15 protein-coding genes are annotated in these 17,416 nt (G+C 57.9%); 6 read left to right on the forward strand and 9 right to left on the reverse strand.

The genetic code is table 11. The features are described 5' to 3' along the window. Positions 1-4: 4 nt before the first annotated feature. The 5 genes from JWJ88_RS18970 to JWJ88_RS18990 all read right to left on the reverse strand — a co-directional run bounded on the left by JWJ88_RS18970 (position 5) and on the right by JWJ88_RS18990 (position 4,431). Complete coding sequence (locus JWJ88_RS18970; protein WP_205295989.1) at positions 5-406, reverse strand: LapA family protein; 402 nt, start codon at positions 404-406, stop codon at positions 5-7. Positions 407-444: 38 nt separating this feature from the next. Beyond that, positions 445-732, reverse strand: a complete 288-nt coding sequence (gene ihfB / locus JWJ88_RS18975) for an integration host factor subunit beta (RefSeq protein ID WP_205295990.1) — start codon at positions 730-732, stop codon at positions 445-447. Between the two features lie 197 nt (positions 733-929). Further along, positions 930-2,609, reverse strand: coding sequence for a 30S ribosomal protein S1 (gene rpsA / locus JWJ88_RS18980; protein ID WP_205295991.1), 1,680 nt, complete (start codon positions 2,607-2,609; stop codon positions 930-932). A 161-nt stretch (positions 2,610-2,770) separates the two neighbouring features. After that, positions 2,771-3,850, reverse strand: coding sequence for an NAD(P)H-dependent flavin oxidoreductase (locus tag JWJ88_RS18985; protein ID WP_205295992.1), 1,080 nt, complete (start codon positions 3,848-3,850; stop codon positions 2,771-2,773). Beyond that, entirely contained in the window at positions 3,847-4,431 is a 585-nt protein-coding gene (locus tag JWJ88_RS18990; protein ID WP_205295993.1) for a (d)CMP kinase, read from the reverse strand. The genes JWJ88_RS18985 and JWJ88_RS18990 overlap by 4 nt, the downstream gene beginning before the upstream one ends. 166 nt (positions 4,432-4,597) lie before the next feature. Between JWJ88_RS18990 and JWJ88_RS18995 the strand changes: the two genes are divergently transcribed. Together JWJ88_RS18995 and JWJ88_RS19000 are read left to right on the forward strand one after the other, a co-directional pair. After that, on the forward strand, positions 4,598-5,173 hold the full coding sequence (locus tag JWJ88_RS18995) for a histidine phosphatase family protein (RefSeq protein WP_205295994.1): 576 nt from the start codon (positions 4,598-4,600) through the stop codon (positions 5,171-5,173). A gap of 161 nt (positions 5,174-5,334) precedes the next feature. Next, positions 5,335-5,715 (forward strand): DUF6180 family protein, encoded by a 381-nt coding sequence (locus tag JWJ88_RS19000; RefSeq protein WP_205295995.1) that lies wholly within the window; start codon positions 5,335-5,337, stop codon positions 5,713-5,715. 22 nt (positions 5,716-5,737) lie between these two features. On the opposite strand, the gene rfbA is transcribed toward JWJ88_RS19000, so the two are convergent. From rfbA to rfbC, 4 genes are read right to left on the reverse strand one after another with little or no spacing between them, the layout of a single operon-like run. After that, entirely contained in the window at positions 5,738-6,631 is an 894-nt protein-coding gene (rfbA, locus tag JWJ88_RS19005; RefSeq protein WP_205295996.1) for a glucose-1-phosphate thymidylyltransferase RfbA, read from the reverse strand. Further along, entirely contained in the window at positions 6,628-7,479 is an 852-nt protein-coding gene (gene rfbD / locus JWJ88_RS19010) for a dTDP-4-dehydrorhamnose reductase (protein WP_205293405.1), read from the reverse strand. Before rfbD ends, rfbA begins: the two co-directional genes overlap by 4 nt. After that, positions 7,476-8,513: a dTDP-glucose 4,6-dehydratase gene (gene rfbB, locus JWJ88_RS19015; protein WP_205293406.1), complete on the reverse strand. Its 1,038-nt coding sequence runs from the start codon at positions 8,511-8,513 to the stop codon at positions 7,476-7,478. The genes rfbD and rfbB overlap by 4 nt, the downstream gene beginning before the upstream one ends. Further along, positions 8,510-9,091, reverse strand: a complete 582-nt coding sequence (gene rfbC / locus JWJ88_RS19020; RefSeq protein WP_205293407.1) for a dTDP-4-dehydrorhamnose 3,5-epimerase — start codon at positions 9,089-9,091, stop codon at positions 8,510-8,512. Before rfbC ends, rfbB begins: the two co-directional genes overlap by 4 nt. Before the next feature lie 1,362 nt (positions 9,092-10,453). Between rfbC and JWJ88_RS19025 the strand changes: the two genes are divergently transcribed. From JWJ88_RS19025 to JWJ88_RS19040, 4 genes are all read left to right on the forward strand, one after another. Further along, positions 10,454-11,629, forward strand: a complete 1,176-nt coding sequence (locus JWJ88_RS19025) for a nucleotide sugar dehydrogenase (RefSeq protein ID WP_205295997.1) — start codon at positions 10,454-10,456, stop codon at positions 11,627-11,629. A gap of 258 nt (positions 11,630-11,887) precedes the next feature. After that, positions 11,888-14,176 (forward strand): glycosyltransferase, encoded by a 2,289-nt coding sequence (locus tag JWJ88_RS19030; RefSeq protein WP_205295998.1) that lies wholly within the window; start codon positions 11,888-11,890, stop codon positions 14,174-14,176. Between the two features lie 8 nt (positions 14,177-14,184). Beyond that, positions 14,185-15,717: a sulfotransferase family protein gene (locus JWJ88_RS19035; protein ID WP_205295999.1), complete on the forward strand. Its 1,533-nt coding sequence runs from the start codon at positions 14,185-14,187 to the stop codon at positions 15,715-15,717. Between the two features lie 427 nt (positions 15,718-16,144). Beyond that, a complete protein-coding gene (locus tag JWJ88_RS19040) occupies positions 16,145-17,314 on the forward strand; it encodes an IS5 family transposase (protein WP_205294257.1) in 1,170 nt (389 codons plus the stop codon). The last annotated feature ends 102 nt before the right edge of the window (positions 17,315-17,416 follow it).

Below are 17,416 nucleotides of genomic sequence, written 5' to 3' on the forward strand. Positions count from 1 at the left end.
GAAATCAGCGCGGCGCGGGCAGCGCCGAACCGGAACCGGCCGCTGCGGCCGGCCGTTGCGCGGATTCGTCCAAAATCGCAAGCACATCATCGCGCGGTGCGGTATGGACCCGGCGCAGGTCGCCGACCTCGCGCTGCAACTGCGCCAGATCATGCGCCCGACGGCTGGATTCGCTGCGCAGATGCGATTCGCGCAGCCATTCCCAAACCAGCCCGACCAGCACGCCGAATACCATGGCCAGGAACAGCGCGACAAAAGCCGGCATGGTCAGGGACCACTGTCCGCCGGTGAACTGCGCCAGCGCCTCGGGCACGAGGCTGATGGTGACAAAATCCCGGTTCGCCGCCGCCAGCAGCATCAGCACGAGGGCCAGAATGACAATAAAGAAGATCCGGATCGCGCGCATGCCTTTAACCTCGCAAAGATTGACGCCGGCAATCTGGCCTATTCGGCCAAGCCGTTCAACCGTTCACGCAAGAGCTTTCCGGTCTTGAAGAAGGGAACATGCTTTTCGTCCACGCTGACGGTATCGCCGGTGCGCGGGTTGCGGCCCTGCCGGGCATCGCGCTTCTTGACCGAGAAGGCCCCGAAGCCGCGCAACTCCACCCGGTCACCCCGGCCCATGGCATCGATGATCTCTTCGAAAACCGTGTTCACGATCCGCTCAACGTCGCGCTGGAACAGATGCGGGTTTTCTTCGGAGATTTTCTGGATCAATTCGGATCGGATCATTGCGGTTCCTGAATCTGGTGTTCCAACAATTCCTGCCGCCGATCATAAGTCAGACGCCGCGGCATTCAACGACAGAACGCATAGTAGGCGGTTTGGTTGCCGTGTTTTTCAAGACTTTATGGTGCATCTTGCGGGAAACCGCAACGAAAAGCGCCCCCGGCCGGAACCGGGGGCGCAAAGTTCAGCCGATTATCGGCTTAGTTGCGACCTTTGAGCGCAGCGCCCAGGATGTCGCCCAGCGAGGCACCCGAATCCGAGCTGCCATACTGTTCGACCGCTTCCTTCTCTTCTGCGATCTCGCGAGCCTTGATCGACAGGCCCAGACGGCGGGTCTTGGTGTCGATGTTGGTGACGCGCACGTCGACATGATCGCCGACCTGGAAACGCTCGGGGCGCTGGTCCTGACGGTCACGGGCCAGATCCGAACGACGGATAAAGCTTTTCATGCCGTTGTATTCGACCTCGACGCCGCCATCCTCGATCGCCGTCACAGTGACGGTGATGACCGAGCCGCGCTTCACACCCTCGACCGCTTCAGCCATGGTGTCGTTCTCAAGCGCCTTGATCGAAAGCGAGATACGCTCTTTCTCGATATCGACTTCCTGGACGACGGCTTTCACCACATCGCCCTTGCGGAAGTCCTGGATGGCGTCTTCGCCGCGGGCATCCCACGAGATATCCGACAGGTGGACCATGCCGTCGATATCGCCTTCCAGGCCGACGAACAGACCGAATTCGGTGATGTTCTTGACTTCGCCCTCGATGACGGTGCCGACCGGATGGGTCTCGGCAAAGACTTCCCACGGGTTGCGCATGGTCTGCTTGAGACCAAGGCTGACACGCCGCTTGGCTTCGTCGATTTCCAGCACCATGACGTCCACCTCTTGCGAGGTCGAGACGATCTTGCCGGGATGGACGTTCTTCTTGGTCCAGCTCATTTCCGAGACGTGGACCAGACCTTCGACACCGGCTTCCAGCTCGACGAAAGCGCCGTAATCGGTGATGTTGGTCACGCGGCCAGCGTGGACCGAGCCGATCGGGAACTTGTCGGCGACGGTATCCCACGGATCGGCCTGAAGCTGCTTCATGCCCAGGCTGATGCGGTGGGTTTCCTTGTTGATCTTGACGACCTGGACCTTGACGGTCTCGCCGATCGACAGGATCTCGGACGGGTGGTTGACCCGACGCCAAGCCATATCGGTGACGTGCAGCAGCCCGTCAACACCGCCCAGATCGACGAACGCACCGTATTCGGTGATGTTCTTGACCACACCCTCGACGGTCTGGCCTTCCGACAGGTTGGCAATGACCTCGGCGCGCTGTTCGGCGCGGGATTCTTCCAGAATGGCGCGGCGCGACACGACGATATTGCCGCGGCGGCGATCCATCTTGAGGATCTGGAACGGCTGTTTCAGACCCATCAACGGGCCGGCATCGCGCACGGGACGCACATCGACCTGGCTGCCCGGCAGGAAGGCCACGGCACCGCCCAGATCGACGGTGAAACCGCCCTTGACGCGACCGAAGATGGCGCCTTCGACGCGCTCTTCCGCGGCATAGGCTTTTTCCAGACGATCCCATGCCTCTTCACGGCGGGCTTTCTCGCGCGAGATCGAGGCTTCACCGCGGGCGTTCTCGACCCGATCGAGATAGACCTCGACCTCATCGCCGATGGCGATGGTGGGGGCTTCACCGGGGTTTGCGAATTCTTTGAGGTCGACGCGGCCTTCCATCTTGTAGCCGACATCGATGATGGCTTGGCCCGCCTCGATGGCGATGACCTTGCCCTTGACGACCGAGCCCTCTTCGGGCGTGTCGATGGCGAGGCTTTCGTTCAGGAGGGCCTCGAATTCCTCCATGGTCGCTTTAGCGCACATATAAATCCAGTTTCCTTTTCGATCATTGCTGGCCATGCGGTTGGCTCCGCCGGTCTTTTGTAGATGCAGGGATAAGCGCAAAGGGTCGCGGCATGCGCCCGACCCTGTTGAAGCGGCCTGTTCTGGCCTTATGGCTTACCCTGACGGGCGCGATATAGCCTTCATTGGCCTTTGTGGCAAGCGTTGATGCCATGCAAATGGGTCCCGATCTCCTGCTCAAGCAGCGCGACCAGCTCTGCGGCAGGCATGGAACGGGCACGCGCTGCCTCGACCCCCGCCCATTGCGCGGCGTAATCAGAACCACCCGCCAAAGCGTTCAGCCGCTTTGCCGCGTCGTAAGTGATCGGGTAATCCGGCAGATCCGGCGCCCCCGCCGCCTCGCCAAGCGCGGTCAATCGGTTCGCCAGACCCCGTGCGGGCCGGCCCGAAATGGCACGTGTCATGACCGTGTCGCCCGGCTTTGCCGCGGCCAGCCGGGCACGGTAGGTATCACCCGCCGCCGATTCCGGGCAAGCTACGAATGCCGTGCCCATCTGCACGGCCGCCGCCCCGGCCGTCAGTAACCTTGCCGCATCCGCGCCATCCATGATGCCCCCGGCCGCCACCACCGGAAGACCCAGATCCAGCAATTCGCGCAACAGTTCCATGGTCGGCAGGCGTTCGTCGGGACCGTCGGGATCAAAGATGCCGCGATGCCCGCCCGCGCCGTAGCCCTGCGCGACGATAAGGTCGAGCCCTGCATCCCGGATCGCCACCGCCTCGGCCCGCGAAGTCGCAGTTGCCGCCAATGTCGCGCCACTGTCGCGCAAGGCGGCGATGCGTTCGGCCGAGGGTAAGCCGAAGTGAAAGCTGACCACTGCCGGGCGCGCCGCCAGCACCGCGCGCAACATGTCGTCATCCACCAGAAAACTGCGATAAACCTCTGTGATCTCGGCCGGAGGCTCGCCGCCAAAGCGGTGGAACTCGGGTGCCAGATAGGCCAGCCAACCAGCCTCACGCGCAGGATCGGCCTGCGCGGGCCGATGACAGAACAGGTTTACTCCATACAGGTTCGAACCAAGCCGCGCCGCCGTTTCGGCCATCATGCCGGCAGCCTGTGCCGCATTCGAAGCTCCAAGACCCAGCGAACCCAAGCCCCCTGCCCGGCTGACCTCGGCCACAAGGCGCGGTGTCGCGGTGCCCGCCATCGGCGCTTGAATCACCGGCACCCGCAGATCAGAAAGCTGAAACCTCAGGGTCATGCGCCGGCCTCCTTCGCGCTGGCGATGGCATGAGCCACCGCCTCGTCAATAGCCATCTCACTGGTATCAAGCAGCAGCGCATCCTTGGCCGGGCGCATCGGCGCCACGGCGCGGGCAGCGTCGCGGGCATCGCGTTCGCGCAGTTCGCCCAGGATGCGGACCTCGTCGTCGCCCAGTTCCAGCGCGCGGCGGCGGGCGCGAACCGCATCGTTGGCCGTGACATAAAGCTTGAGCTCGGCTTCGGGGCAAATCACCGTGCCGATATCGCGCCCATCCAGAACGGCGCCCGGTTCGGTACGCGCAAAGCGGCGCTGGAAATCGATCAAGGCGGCGCGGACTTCGGGGATCGCGGCCACGCGGCTGGCGGCCTGACCGGCCTCGGCGCTGCGCAGATCGTCCCGGTCAAGATCGCTGGGCACAAGCGCGCGGGCAGCGGCCACGGGATCGCCACCCATGGCGCCGACAGCACGATAAAGCAGCCCGGTATCCAGATGGGCAAAGCCAAAATGCCGGGCAAGCGCCCGCGCGATGGTCCCCTTGCCAGAGGCTGCGGGTCCGTCGATGGCAATGGTAAACGGCATAGGGACCTCGGGGTTCTGTCGGTTGCGGCATGACCGGGGCCGGGGGCTGTGATCCCGCGGGCACAGACAAATCACCAACCAATCGGGATTGAGCGACGGGCTTTCTCTAGCCTTTATCGGGCGATAGATCAACGCTGGCCGAAAAGCTTCTTGAGGGTTTCCCCGGATGGCTAAGCTGATCTTCATCACGCATCCCGAGGTGATCGTGGATCCCCAAACCGATGTCCGCCGCTGGCGGCTAAGCGATGCAGGGCGGGCGCGGATGCGGATATTTGCCGACAGTCCGGTCGTGGCGGATGTAACCGCAATATGGTCAAGCGCCGAAACCAAAGCCTTGGAAGCGGCGGCGATCCTGGCAGCTCGCAGTGGGATCGAGGTGCAGGTCGATGAGGATCTTGGGGAAAACGACCGCAGCGCAACCGGCTTTCTTGCACCCGAAGAGTTCGAGAAAGTCGCGGACACCTTCTTCGCGGAACCGCAGAAAAGCGTTCGCGGGTGGGAGCGCGCGCAAGACGCGCAGCAGCGTATCGAAAACGCGGTCGGCCGAATTCTTGCTGGTCACAGAAAAGGCGATATCGCCGTGGTGGCACATGGCACCGTGGGCAGCCTGCTGCTTTGCAGCTATTCGGGACGGCCGATCAGCAGGACGGCGGATCAACCGTTCCAAGGACACTACTGGATGGCCGAGTTGCCCGCCATGGCCCTGCTGCACCCCTGGCGGCCGATAGCTCCGCGCGTCTAGTCACATCGCCACCCTTAAGCAACAGCATTGGCATTGCGGTCGACGCACGCCCCGACAATGGTGCGTTTCCGCCGATGCGCTCTGGCAGCGGAGGATTGATCTTATGGTCCTATCTCCGATCAGATAGCATGACCGCGTTTGGCACTCATGGAGAATTGTCGATGACGCGTTTCACCCTGCTGCTGTCCGCCGCCGGCCTGTGTGGCCTGTCCCTTCCCGCGTTCGCTCAAAATGCCGATTTCAGTTTGACCTATCATGTCGAGCGCACCCCGGCGGCGCAGTTGAGCATCGAGACCTGCGGCGATGTCGTGGCCCAGATGGCGCAGCAGGCCGGGTTGCGCGCTGATACGCAAAGCCATCCGGGTCAGCTCGTCACCGTCATCGGAGGCGACGAGGGCAATGGAGCATTCATCGCGCAATGCATCGCCGTCGAGGGCACGACGGTCAGCGTGGTGCAGGGAATCGACTATCGCCAGCAGAAAGGCTCTTTGGGCAATTTTGCCGATCAGGCCTTTGCCGCCGTGAAGGCCGCGGTGAATTAGCAGGCGTCACGGCACTCCTGGTTCAGTCAATCATCCGTAGCAGATAGGCGCCGTATCGGGTCTTGCTGAATAACTTGGCCTGTTTGCAAAGCTGGCTTTCGCCGATCCATTTTTTTTCGAAAGCGATTTCTTCTGGTGATCCTGTTTGCTGTCCCTGGCGTTCCTCGAGGGTGCGCACGAAGTTTCCGGCATCCAGCAGGCTCGCGTGGGTTCCGGTGTCCAGCCAGGCGAAACCGCGGCCCATCTTCTCGACGCTCAGCAGCCCTTCGGCGAGATAGCTTTCCAGAAGCGTGGTGATCTCCAGCTCGCCCCGCTCGGACGGACGGACCTCGGCCGCGCGGCGCGGCGCCGTGCCGTCCAGGAAGTAAAGCCCGGTGACCGCGAAGTTCGACGGCGGCCGGGCCGGTTTTTCGATGATCGCCCGCGCCCGGCCCGCCGCGTCGAAATCGACCACGCCGTATCGCTCGGGGTCGGACACCCGGTATCCGAACACCGTTCCGCCGATCTCGCGGCGATCGGCCGCCTCGAGCAGCAGCGGCAGGCCATGCCCGAAGAAGATATTGTCGCCCAGCACCATGGCCGAAGGCGCGCCGCCCAGAAAATCCTCGGCCAGAAGATAGGCCTGCGCCAGCCCGTCGGGCGAGGGCTGCACCAGATATTCGAAGTCGAGGCCCCATTGGCTGCCATCGCCCAGCAGCCGGCGGAACTGCTCCTGGTCCTCGGGCGTGGTGATGATGGCGATCTCGCGGATGCCCGACAGCATCAGCACGGTGATCGGGTAATAGATCATCGGCTTGTCATAGATCGGCAGAAGCTGCTTGGAGACCCCCATGGTGATCGGGTAAAGCCGCGTGCCCGAGCCGCCGGCCAGGATGATGCCCTTGCGGCTGCGGGGTTCTTCAACGGATCGGGTCATGGCTTCAGCTCCTGCAAGACCTGGGCGAGACCGGCACGCCAGTCGGGGCGACTGATGCCGAAGTCCCGCAGAATGGCGGCGCAGTTCAGACGCGAATTCGCCGGGCGCCGGGCTGGGGTGGGGTAATCGGTGGTGGGAATGTCGGTGATGCGGCAGGACAGGCCCGCCTGCGCCATGATCTCGCGCGCGAAACCGGCCCAGCTGGTGTCGGGCGCACCCGAGAAATGGTAAAGCCCGCCCAGCCCGCCATCGGCACGCATCGCCCCCAGCATGGCAAGGCCGGCGGCGGCGATCCCGGCCGCCGGGGTCGGGCCGCCGTGCTGGTCGGCGACGACGCGCAACGCCTCGCGTCCCGCGCCAAGCCGCAGCATGGTCCGGACGAAATTCGCGCCATGCGCCGAAAACACCCAGGAGGTCCGCAGAACCGCCCATTGCCCACCGGCCGCGGCGATGCCCCGCTCTCCGGCCAGTTTGGTGGCGCCATAAACGCCCAGCGGGCCGGTCGGATCGCCCTCGGCCCAGGGCCGTTCACCCGAGCCGTCAAAGACATAGTCGGTCGAGACATGCAGGAAGGGCACGCCCAGTTCCGCCGCGGCCCGGGCCATGGCGGCCGGCGCCTCGGCATTGACGACCCGCGCCAGGTCGGGGTCGGTTTCGGCGCGGTCCACGGCGGTATAGGCGGCGGCGTTCAGCACCGCCTTGCAACCCGATGCGCGGATCGCCGCGGCGCAGGCGGCGGGATCGGACAGATCGGCCTGATCCCGGCCGAGAAACCGCGCCTCGGGCGCCAGCCGCCCAAGCTCGGTCGCCACCTGTCCCGTGCGGCCAAAGACCAAAAGGCCCTTCATGCCTTGCCGAGCCTTTCGCCCACGCCCTGCCGCGCCAGAAGCGGCCGCCACCAGTCCTCGTTCTCCAGATACCATTCGACGGTGCGCCGCAGCCCCTCCTCCACCGTGACCGAGGGGCGCCAGCCCAGCTCATTGCGCACCCGGCCCGGGTCGATGGCATAGCGGCGATCATGGCCGGGCCGGTCGGTGACAAAGCTGATCAGCCGGTCATGCGGTGCGGCATCGGGGCGCAGCCGGTCCATATGGCCGCAGATGCTGCGCACCAGGTCGATGTTTGTCGCCTCGTTCTCGCCGCCGATATTATAGCTGCGGCCGATGCGGCCCTTTTCCAGCACCAGCAGCAGCGCGTCGGCGTGATCCTCGACATAGAGCCAGTCGCGGATATTGCCGCCGTCGCCGTAAACCGGGATCGGACGGCCGTGCAGCGCGTTCAGGATCACCACCGGCACCAGCTTTTCCGGAAAGTGGAAAGGTCCGTAATTGTTCGAGCAGTTGGTCAGCACGACCGGCAGGCCATAGGTCTCGTGCCAGGCGCGCACCAGATGGTCCGAGGCCGCCTTGCTGGCCGAATAGGGGCTGCGCGGGTCATAGGGCGTGGCTTCGGTAAACTGGCCGGTCTCGCCCAGCGAACCGAACACCTCGTCGGTCGAGATGTGGTGAAAGCGGAACCCCGCGGGCCGGCCGCGCGCGTTCCAATACGCCCGCGCCGCCTCGAGCAGGTTATAGGTGCCGGTGACATTGGTGTCGATGAAACTGCCCGGCCCGTCGATCGAGCGGTCCACATGGCTTTCTGCGGCCAGATGCATGATCGCATCGGGCTGATGCCCTGCCAGCACCCGATCCAGCGCCGCGCGGTCGCGGATATCGGCCTGCTCAAAGGCGTAAAGCGGACTGCCCGAGACCGCGGCGACGTTTTCCAGATTGGCGGCATAGGTCAGCGAATCGAGGTTCACCACCCCGTGCCCCCGCGCCACCGCCAGCCGCACCACCGCCGAGCCGATGAACCCCGCGCCGCCCGTAACCAGAATCTTCATAATCCCGCCTCGTAACCAAAGGGCCCCTCATAGGTGAAAGGGCTGTCGAACTCGTTCCATGACGGGGCCTGCGCGTCCTTGGCCGACAGGATCGGCTGGCCGGCGACGCCCCAGTCGATGCCGATACTGTCCCAGGCCACCGCCCCATCGCAATCGGGCGCGTAATAATCCGTGCATTTGTAAAGAATTTCCGTATCCGGCTCTCGCGTGACGAAGCCATGCAGAAAGCCGGGCGGGATCCAAAGCTGGCGGCCGTTCTCAAAGGAAAGCTCGACCCCGGTCCATTGGCCATAGCTGGGGCTGCCTTTGCGGATATCGACCGCCACGTCGAAAAGCCGCCCCCGCCCGCAGCGCACCAGCTTGCCCTGGGCATGGGGCGGCGCCTGGAAATGCAAGCCCCGCAAAGTCCCCGCCGCCGCCGATAACGAATGGTTATCCTGAACGAATTCCGGAAGATCGAGCCCAGCATCCAGAAGCGTCCGGCCGCTCCAGCTCTCGCAAAAAAAACCCCGCACATCCCCAAACCGACGGGGAACAAGCACCAATACACCACCAAGAAATGTCGGTTCAATCTGCATGCAACCCCCGAATATCGCAGTGGAGCGCTGTTTAGAGACACCCGAATGCTTTGTCAGCCCATCAAGGTAAAAACCGGCTCCCCCCGGGGCAATTCATCGCAGATGTATCCACAATCCACTACAATCCCACCTTCAACAGTTAGGTCAGATCGTGCCAGACCCCCCCGTATGTAGCTTGAACTGGATGCAGGGATATCCGCCAGGTCCGATAATATGACGGGACATCGTCAGAACATTATTGCACTTGGGCGGCAAGCAGAATAGGCAACAGAAAACTCTGCTGAGGTTCGACTTGAAAAACCTTCCAACGTTTCTTTTGCAATTGCGGAATTTCATTCAAGATCAGCTACCCGCGCTGGAGGAACGTCGCTATGAAGCTTGCTGGAAGCCCGATGGCAGTCCAGTCACTGCCGCAGACAGATTGCCGCATCGCCTGCCTTAACCCTCATGATGCAAGTTCAGCAAGGCAGAGCTTCCGAGGGGATACACTGAACTCAAGTGCCTTCCGGGCATGTGACAGGTCTCGCACTCCTTGTTGCCCCTAATCGCCCAATTCTATCGAGGATCTCGATCATCATGTTGGCATTTTGGTCATTCTCATCTCTCGAAGTACGCAGGGCATCAACTCGGCCCCGGATTGATGCATGATTGGCTCCCGGCATAACTGGCACTCCTAAGTTTAGCTTACCGCCAGGAACATCACACGGATGGATTTGTTTCTAAACCTAACCTCTCTGGTAGGTGTCTCGTTGTAAATTTGCTGCCATACGCCCTCCGCCTAGGGGAGGGAGTGCTAATCTCCTTAACCTTCGAAACAAACGAATGGGTTTTGACCCAACTTCAGCCCGACTAACAGAGGTAGCTGCATGCATACTGTGTAACAATGTCGCAGTTGCTCTGGACGATAACCAACCCGAACGGCCGGAGCGCCTTCTGCATCGCGACACCCAGTTCGGCGCTCCAAAGGACACTACCGTGCACCTGACACCTCCAAGATTGTAGCAAAGTTCGTGAGAGAGAGCAGCACTAAACAAGGAAAATACACTCAAAAAACTTGACGTCTCGCAACTTATGAAACCCCAGGACGTTTGTCACGTCATCAAGATTGCGGTACGCAAACCAATCAACAGATCGAATACCTATGCGAGATTTCCAAGACCTTTTCCGCCTCTGGATCACGCACAACGCTCGGTACATGAAAATTAACTAAGTTGACATTCATGCTGGGATGCGTACACGAATCTTACTGATTCATCAGAGAATAGATTACGCAAAAGGTGGGACAACGCTGTTCACATTTTAAGTACCTAAAGTCCAAAGCTTAGGGAGTTGGGGAGAGCTTATCCAAGGAAAGAAATTTTAATGTCTGGAAAGAAAATAGCTGTCGCGGGAATTGGTTACGTAGGATTGTCCAATGCAGTCCTTCTGGCTGTCCGTAACCAAGTCCAGGCGCTTGATGTGGATCCCTGCCGCGTGGAGATGCTAAATACCAGACAATGCCCCACCATCGATGCCGACGTTGCCCGATATCTGTCTGAAAAACAACTTAATTTGACCGCTACAACAGATGCCGTCAAAGCCTTCGAAGGGGCTGATTATGTCATTGTAGCTACGCCCACAAACTACGATCCTATCACCAACAACTTCGACACAACCAGTGTCGAAACAGTTATTGCACAAGCGGCCGATATTGCCCCCGACGCAGTCATTGTCATCAAGTCGACCGTGCCCGTTGGCTTCACACTGGACGTGTCACGGCGATTGGGCACGAACCAAGTAATTTTCAGTCCAGAATTTCTGCGCGAAGGCAGGGCGCTCCATGATAACCTCCACCCCTCGCGCATCATTGTCGGAGAGAATAGCCCGCGTGCGCGCGCCTTTGCCGATCTTCTGGTGGAAGCATCACTGGACAGTGACGTGCCGGTTCTTTTGACCGGACCAAATGAGGCGGAGGCAATCAAGCTCTTCGCCAACACCTATCTTGCGCTGCGCGTTGCCTATTTCAACGAGTTGGATAGCTATGCCCTGACCCATGGCCTAGATACGAGGCAGATCATCGAGGGCGTTTGCCTCGACCCGCGTATCGGCAGCCATTACAACAACCCATCCTTTGGTTATGGCGGTTATTGCCTGCCTAAAGACAGCAAGCAACTTCTGGCCAATTATCAAGATGTTCCACAGAATCTGATCGGCGCCGTCGTCGAGGCAAACCGCACTCGCAAAGATGTAATCGCCTCCGACATTCTCTCTCGCAACCCGCAGGTTGTGGGCATATACCGTTTGGCGATGAAGGCCGGATCGGACAACTTCCGCCAAAGCGCCGTGCTAGGCATCATGAAGCGTCTCAAAGCCAAAGGTGTCGAAGTATGGATCTATGAACCAGCCTTGGCAAAAGATAATTTCTTCGGTTCGCCCGTCATGCAGGATCTGGACACTTTCAGAAAGGGTGCCGACCTGATCGTGGCCAACCGCGCGAGCCTCGATCTGGAGGCTATTGCCAGCAAAATCTATACCCGCGACCTGTTTGGCAACGATTGACGAAAAAGCGATCCCAACCGCAATCTATCGCTAAGCCTGCCAATACCCGGCCAGAGACTACAAGGGGACGCATCCGTATTTCGTGACAAATGCGCAAAGCTCGGCACAGCACCTCTGTGACACACAAAATAATCCAAAGAGGTGGACCTCAACGTCAATTTGAGACAATACAAAACGGTTCCCGCGCCTCAATTCTTGGAAATCTGCATTATGGTTCTTCTTACACTTCCCGAATCGTCCAAGCCCCTTCGGGAGCGAGTGGCCATCTTTGCATCCTACAGCAGTGACGGTTTTCTGCCTCCCCAGGTTCTACCCTATCTAGCCGGGTTGGAGCCTTTGACCAAAGCCATTGTGGTCGTCTGCGACAATGATTTGATGCCAGGTGAGCGTGAGAGGCTGGAATCCTTTGCAACCCACGTGATAACCGGCCGGCACGGCGAGTATGATTTCGGTTCCTATAAGCGCGGTTGGGCTTGGGCAAACGAGAACGGGTTACTTGTCGATGCCGACGACCTGATCCTTTGCAACGACAGCTGCTTTGGTCCAGTCGGATCATTTAAACCTATGTTTGATCAGATGGAAGCACGTCATCTTGACTTCTGGGGCGCGACTGACAGCCATCAATTCAATTATCATCTGCAAAGCTATTGGATGGTGTTGAGCCGTAACGTTTTTTCCTCTGACGCCTTCAAACAATTCATAGAGGGAATCAAGGAACAGGAAAACGTCCAGATGGTTATCCAAGAATATGAACTTGGCCTAACAAAAAAATTGATTGAAGCGGAGTTCAAGGCTGGTGCTTTGGTTGAGAATACCATTAAGGGTTCTCATCCCGAAGACCCAACAACAGCCAACATTTCAATCTATCCGCTCTACACTCTCGAGGCTGGCCTGCCGCTGGTAAAAGCGAAAGCACTCAGAATACCTCACATGAACATTGACGGCCAAAACCGGCTTCTTGCATGGCTTAAGGAAAATGCGCCAGAGGTCTTCAAAGTTGCAGTTTCTGATATAGATATCGCTCGATCGGAAGATGCTGACAATGTTAGTTTCAGCCTAATCATGCCAACTAGAAACCGTGCATGGTGTATTAAAGAGGCAATTTCGTCAGTTGTAACTCAGACTCATAAGAGCTTTGAGCTCATCATTATCGACGATGGGTCGACTGACAATACCAAAGAAGTTATAACTCAGCACTTTAAAGAGAATCTGGCAAAAGGGCAAATCAGGTACATTCACCTTCCCGAAAGTGTCGGCGTATGTAATGCCAGAAATATTGGCCTAGCGCACGCACGGAATCCTTGGATCGGGTATGTAGACAGCGATAACACTTTACGATCTTATTTTCTGACGACAATCGCAAATTCGGTAATTAAAAACCCAGGGAGTGACGCTTTTTATGGACAAATTATAAATACAAGTACCGGAAAAGTAATAGGGAGAAGATTCGAACGAAAACCTCTTATGGAAGGAAATTATATAGATCTGGGGGTTTTCATACACCGAAAGACATTATCGGATGAGTTTGGTGGCTTTGATCCCAGCTTGAAGAGAATGGTGGACTGGGATTTGATTATTCGGTTTACAAAAAATAAAGACCCCATATTTCTACCTAGAATTTTCCTTGACTACTCGGACGAGCAATGCTCTGATCGAATTTCGGTCAAGGAATCGTTTATCGGCGCAAAAGTTGCCATACATCGGAAGTATGCGGTCAAACCGACGATCTCAACCGCTATAATTACCTATAACCATCAAAATTTTCTTGTTGAAGCAATAGAAAGCGCGCTCGCTCAGGAGGGTGATTTTACTCATGAAATACTTTTGTCTGATGATGGATCAATAGACGGAAGTGCGCGGATCGTCAATTATTATGCCAATAAGTACCCAAATATTATCAGAAACATAAGCCGTAGTGGTAACTTTGGTATATCTGACAATTACAAGCATTGCTTCAGGCAAGCCGCGGGAAATTTTGTCGCAATACTCGAGGGTGATGATTACTGGACAGATCCCCGAAAAAACATAAAGCAAGCAGAATTTCTTTCCACCCACCGGGAGGCTGCCATGGTTTTCTCGAAAATTAGTTTATTTGATATGAAAAGCAACAGCCATCGCTTGCTAAAAAGGCAGTTTGGATTAAAGCATTTGCTTTCAGGAAAAGAATTTTCTGAAAACGCGCATCTTAACCTTATAGTTAATCTTTCATCCACAATGTATAATAGGGACACTGTGCGACACTCTCTTCCATCTTCCATTTATTCGCCCCGGATAAGTGAAATCACCCTTGCATTTTACTTTGACCGTATTGGGAAAAAAATTGGATTTATAGATGATGTGATGAGTGTTTACCGGCTAAATCCCCATAGTGTGTGGACCGGCGCAGACAGAATATCTCAAGCCAGGCAAGCAATCGCCATTCGTGAGAATACATTAAAAATCGCCAAGCCGACATATCGCAGTATAATTCTCAGACAACTTGAAGAAAAGCTAAAACAGCTAACTTTTTTAGAAAATGAGAAAATTAGTAAAATCGGGGCTGCGTGAAGGTCGTTATGGGAATCGAGATACAACAAAAGTCGCAGAGTGTGCATAAGGTAGCCATCCTTGCGTTGGGGATGCATCGTTCCGGCACCTCACTGCTGGCCGGAATTCTGGATCGCCTTGGCTGCAAGGGCCCGAACACTTCACTCGCGGCCGACACCAGAAATCCTCAGGGATATTTCGAGTCGGAACCGATCTTTCGCCTGAATGACGAAATCCTTGCGACCGCCGGAACTCGCTGGAATGACTGGCAGCCGCTACGTGACGGCTGGCAGGATTCACCGCGCTTCAACGAATTCCGATCCCGCGCGGCCCAGATCATACAGGCAGAATATGGCGAGGCCTCGTTGATCTATCTGAAGGACCCTCGTCTCTGCCGATTGCTGCCTTTGTGGTATGATGTTCTGGTGGAAATGGGCTATGCTGTCAGTTGCATCCATACACATCGCCATCCGCAGGATGTGGCAGCCTCGCTGAAAGCGCGCAAGAATATAGAGGTTGAACCAAGTGTAGGGATGCTTTCATGGCTGCGTCATATTCTGGACGCCGAAGCAGCCTCACGCGAGTTGCCGAGGATATTCACCAGCTACTCTGATCTCCTCACCAACTGGCAAATCTTGTCGCAACGGGTAGAAGAGGTTTTTAGATTCACTTGGCCCGTCTCGGCCCACGCCGGACAGGATCGTATTATCCAGCTTGTCGATCCGGATCTACGCCATCACGGATCGGATATCGAGACCTTCCTGAACAATACGTCGGTCCCGGAGACGTTTCGGGAAACTGTTCGAGTTTTTGAAAATTGGGCTAAGAATGGCGAAAATGAGGATGATTGGAAAGTATTGGACCAGCAGCGTCGCAATTTCGACCTGTCAACCTCTTTACTCTACGCTCCGGTCAAAGCGCTTGAGACAGCAACGCGCGAGATGAAAACCCTGACCCCGCATAAAGCTGAGGTCCATACGCTATCCGCACAGTTAACCGAAGCAGATAGGCAGCGGCATCAGCTCTCGTCGCAAAATGAGCAGTTGCACGCGGATTTAGATCAACACCGCGTGGATCTTGAAAAAGCGCAGGCGCAGATAAAGGACTTGTCCGAAAAACTGGGTGACTCGAATACCAAGCTTGAACAGGCTGATGCGGCTGCAAATCTGATAAAGTCAGAACTGGAGCAGGATCGCGTCACCCTTAAGGAAACACAAGTTATCGCGGAAGCGCGTCAGGTTGAAATTGATGAGCTACTCACTAAGCTGCGCGAGGCTCAAATGCGAGAAGCCAGTTTGTCTGACGAAGTCATAATGTGGACTGATCGAATCATTGATCGGGACCAAAGGATTTCCAAACTGCAGCAGGATGTTGATCGCTATCGACGTGAGCAAGCAGCGAAGAATACCGAAGTCGACAACCTCTCCGCAAAGTTGCATAACATGCGGAGCACCCATACTCATGCCATTGACAACCTTCACAGTATATATAAAATGAGCACCTCGTGGAAGGTATCAGCGCCGGTACGGTTCATCGGAAGACTGGTCGCAAGATGCGGATAGCCAGGTATTCAGTCTCAGCTTCTGGGAGATCGGTTTGACGATAGTTATGTCTGACCCTTAAGTCTAAGCTTTGCAGATGTATTCATAGGAGATGAAGCCGCCCAATGCCTTGACCCTTGAGACAAGTTGTGTGCTGCAATAAATTCTCAAAGACGGTCGGGCGATTGATCGTGCTGGCCGTAGGTCACAATCGCCCATGTGCTGGTCGGCAAGTATGCCGATCATAGGTCTAGCTGGTCCGACGGGCCGCCCTTCGTAGCAGAGATCCGCCGCCGAACCTTCTGTCGTTGGGCGGAAGAGTTTTCCGACCGCAAAAAGCGGTCGAAAGAGAATGAGCCGTCCTTTAACAGGGCGCTGAAAAACTCCGGCCTCGACGCGCATCTTGGAGCGTGATTCACCAGCCACCGCTGGTATGACGGAGGTAGCGATGCGCGGATCGGACAAGGTGACGGGATCGCTGTTCAGCTACGTCGATCTTGAGGAGCGCATCCCGGCGCGGCATCCGTTGCGTAAGATCAGGGCGGTCGTCAACGATGCGTTGCGCGCCCTGGATGCCGAGGTCGACCGGCTCTACGCCGGCGAGGGCCGTCCCTCGATCGCACCGGAACAGCTGATACGGGCCAGCCTCTTGCAGATCCTTTCCTCGATCCGTTCCGAGCGGCAGCTCATGGAGCAGATGGACTACAACCTGTTGTTCCGCTGGTTCGTGCGCCTCGGGATTGACGACGCCATCTGGGTCCCGACGGTCTTCACGAAGAACCGCGACCGGCTCCTGACCACGGACATGTCCCGCAAGATCATGGCTGCCATCCTGGCGCATCGCGAGGTGGCGCCGCTGCTGTCGGACGACCACTTCTCGGTCGATGGCACATTGGTAAAGGCCTGGGCATCGATGAAGAGCTTCCAGCCGAAGGACAATCCGTTGCCCGACCGGAACGACGACCCAGGTGATCCGCCAGATACCGTCGCCCATGCCGAACCTTCCGATCAATCCACTACCGAACCCGAACCCATGACCCGCCCCACACGCCGCCACCGCAACGCCGAAGTCGATTTCCGTGGTGAACGGGGCTCCAACGCAACTCATGCTTCGATGACCGATCCTGATGCCCGGTTGTTCAAGAAGTCACCTGGCGCAGGCGCGATGCTGTGCTTCATGGGGCATAGCTTGATGGAGAACCGTGCCGGCCTGATCGTGCAGGCCGACCTGACCCAGGCGGGTGGCCAGGCCGAACGCCGTGCCGCCATCGACATGCTCCATCGCCATTCACCGGGATCCACACGGCGACTGACCCTGGCGGCAGACCGCGGCTACGACAGCGCCGACTTCGTCGCCGAGCTGCGCCAGATGGTAGTCACGCCGCATGTCGCCCAGAAGTCCCGGCATTCCACCATTGATGGCAGAACCACCCGGCATCCCGGCTACGCCAAATCTCAGCGGCGCCGGAAGAAGATCAAGGAACCTTTCGGCTGGGCAAAGACCATCGGCGGCATGGCACAGACCATGTATCGCGGTATAGAGCGTGTGCGAGCCCGCTTCACCATGGCGATAGTGGCCTGCAACTTGGCCAGTTTGCCAAAACTGCTCGCCGCTTGAGGCAGAAGGTTGCCTTTCCCCTGCGCAAAACGCCACCTCAAGCCGGAGGTGCGGGGAAACCGTTCTCCGCAGCGACCTTTTTCAGCGCCTTGCTAGGAAAAG

Origin of the sequence: Paracoccus methylovorus, from assembly GCF_016919705.1 — a bacterium.
In the GTDB taxonomy this organism is placed as follows: domain Bacteria; phylum Pseudomonadota; class Alphaproteobacteria; order Rhodobacterales; family Rhodobacteraceae; genus Paracoccus; species Paracoccus methylovorus.

What these genes read in the sequence shown, in the direction of transcription:
- JWJ88_RS18970 (WP_205295989.1), bottom strand. Translation starts at nt 406, where the DNA reads ATGCGCGCGATCCGGATCTTCTTTATTGTCATTCTGGCCCTCGTGCTG.
- ihfB (WP_205295990.1), bottom strand. Translation starts at nt 732, where the DNA reads ATGATCCGATCCGAATTGATCCAGAAAATCTCCGAAGAAAACCCGCAT.
- rpsA (WP_205295991.1), bottom strand. Translation starts at nt 2,609, where the DNA reads ATGTGCGCTAAAGCGACCATGGAGGAATTCGAGGCCCTCCTGAACGAA.
- JWJ88_RS18985 (WP_205295992.1), bottom strand. Translation starts at nt 3,850, where the DNA reads ATGACCCTGAGGTTTCAGCTTTCTGATCTGCGGGTGCCGGTGATTCAA.
- JWJ88_RS18990 (WP_205295993.1), bottom strand. Translation starts at nt 4,431, where the DNA reads ATGCCGTTTACCATTGCCATCGACGGACCCGCAGCCTCTGGCAAGGGG.
- JWJ88_RS18995 (WP_205295994.1), top strand. Translation starts at nt 4,598, where the DNA reads ATGGCTAAGCTGATCTTCATCACGCATCCCGAGGTGATCGTGGATCCC.
- JWJ88_RS19000 (WP_205295995.1), top strand. Translation starts at nt 5,335, where the DNA reads ATGACGCGTTTCACCCTGCTGCTGTCCGCCGCCGGCCTGTGTGGCCTG.
- rfbA (WP_205295996.1), bottom strand. Translation starts at nt 6,631, where the DNA reads ATGACCCGATCCGTTGAAGAACCCCGCAGCCGCAAGGGCATCATCCTG.
- rfbD (WP_205293405.1), bottom strand. Translation starts at nt 7,479, where the DNA reads ATGAAGGGCCTTTTGGTCTTTGGCCGCACGGGACAGGTGGCGACCGAG.
- rfbB (WP_205293406.1), bottom strand. Translation starts at nt 8,513, where the DNA reads ATGAAGATTCTGGTTACGGGCGGCGCGGGGTTCATCGGCTCGGCGGTG.
- rfbC (WP_205293407.1), bottom strand. Translation starts at nt 9,091, where the DNA reads ATGCAGATTGAACCGACATTTCTTGGTGGTGTATTGGTGCTTGTTCCC.
- JWJ88_RS19025 (WP_205295997.1), top strand. Translation starts at nt 10,454, where the DNA reads ATGTCTGGAAAGAAAATAGCTGTCGCGGGAATTGGTTACGTAGGATTG.
- JWJ88_RS19035 (WP_205295999.1), top strand. Translation starts at nt 14,185, where the DNA reads ATGGGAATCGAGATACAACAAAAGTCGCAGAGTGTGCATAAGGTAGCC.
- JWJ88_RS19040 (WP_205294257.1), top strand. Translation starts at nt 16,145, where the DNA reads ATGCGCGGATCGGACAAGGTGACGGGATCGCTGTTCAGCTACGTCGAT.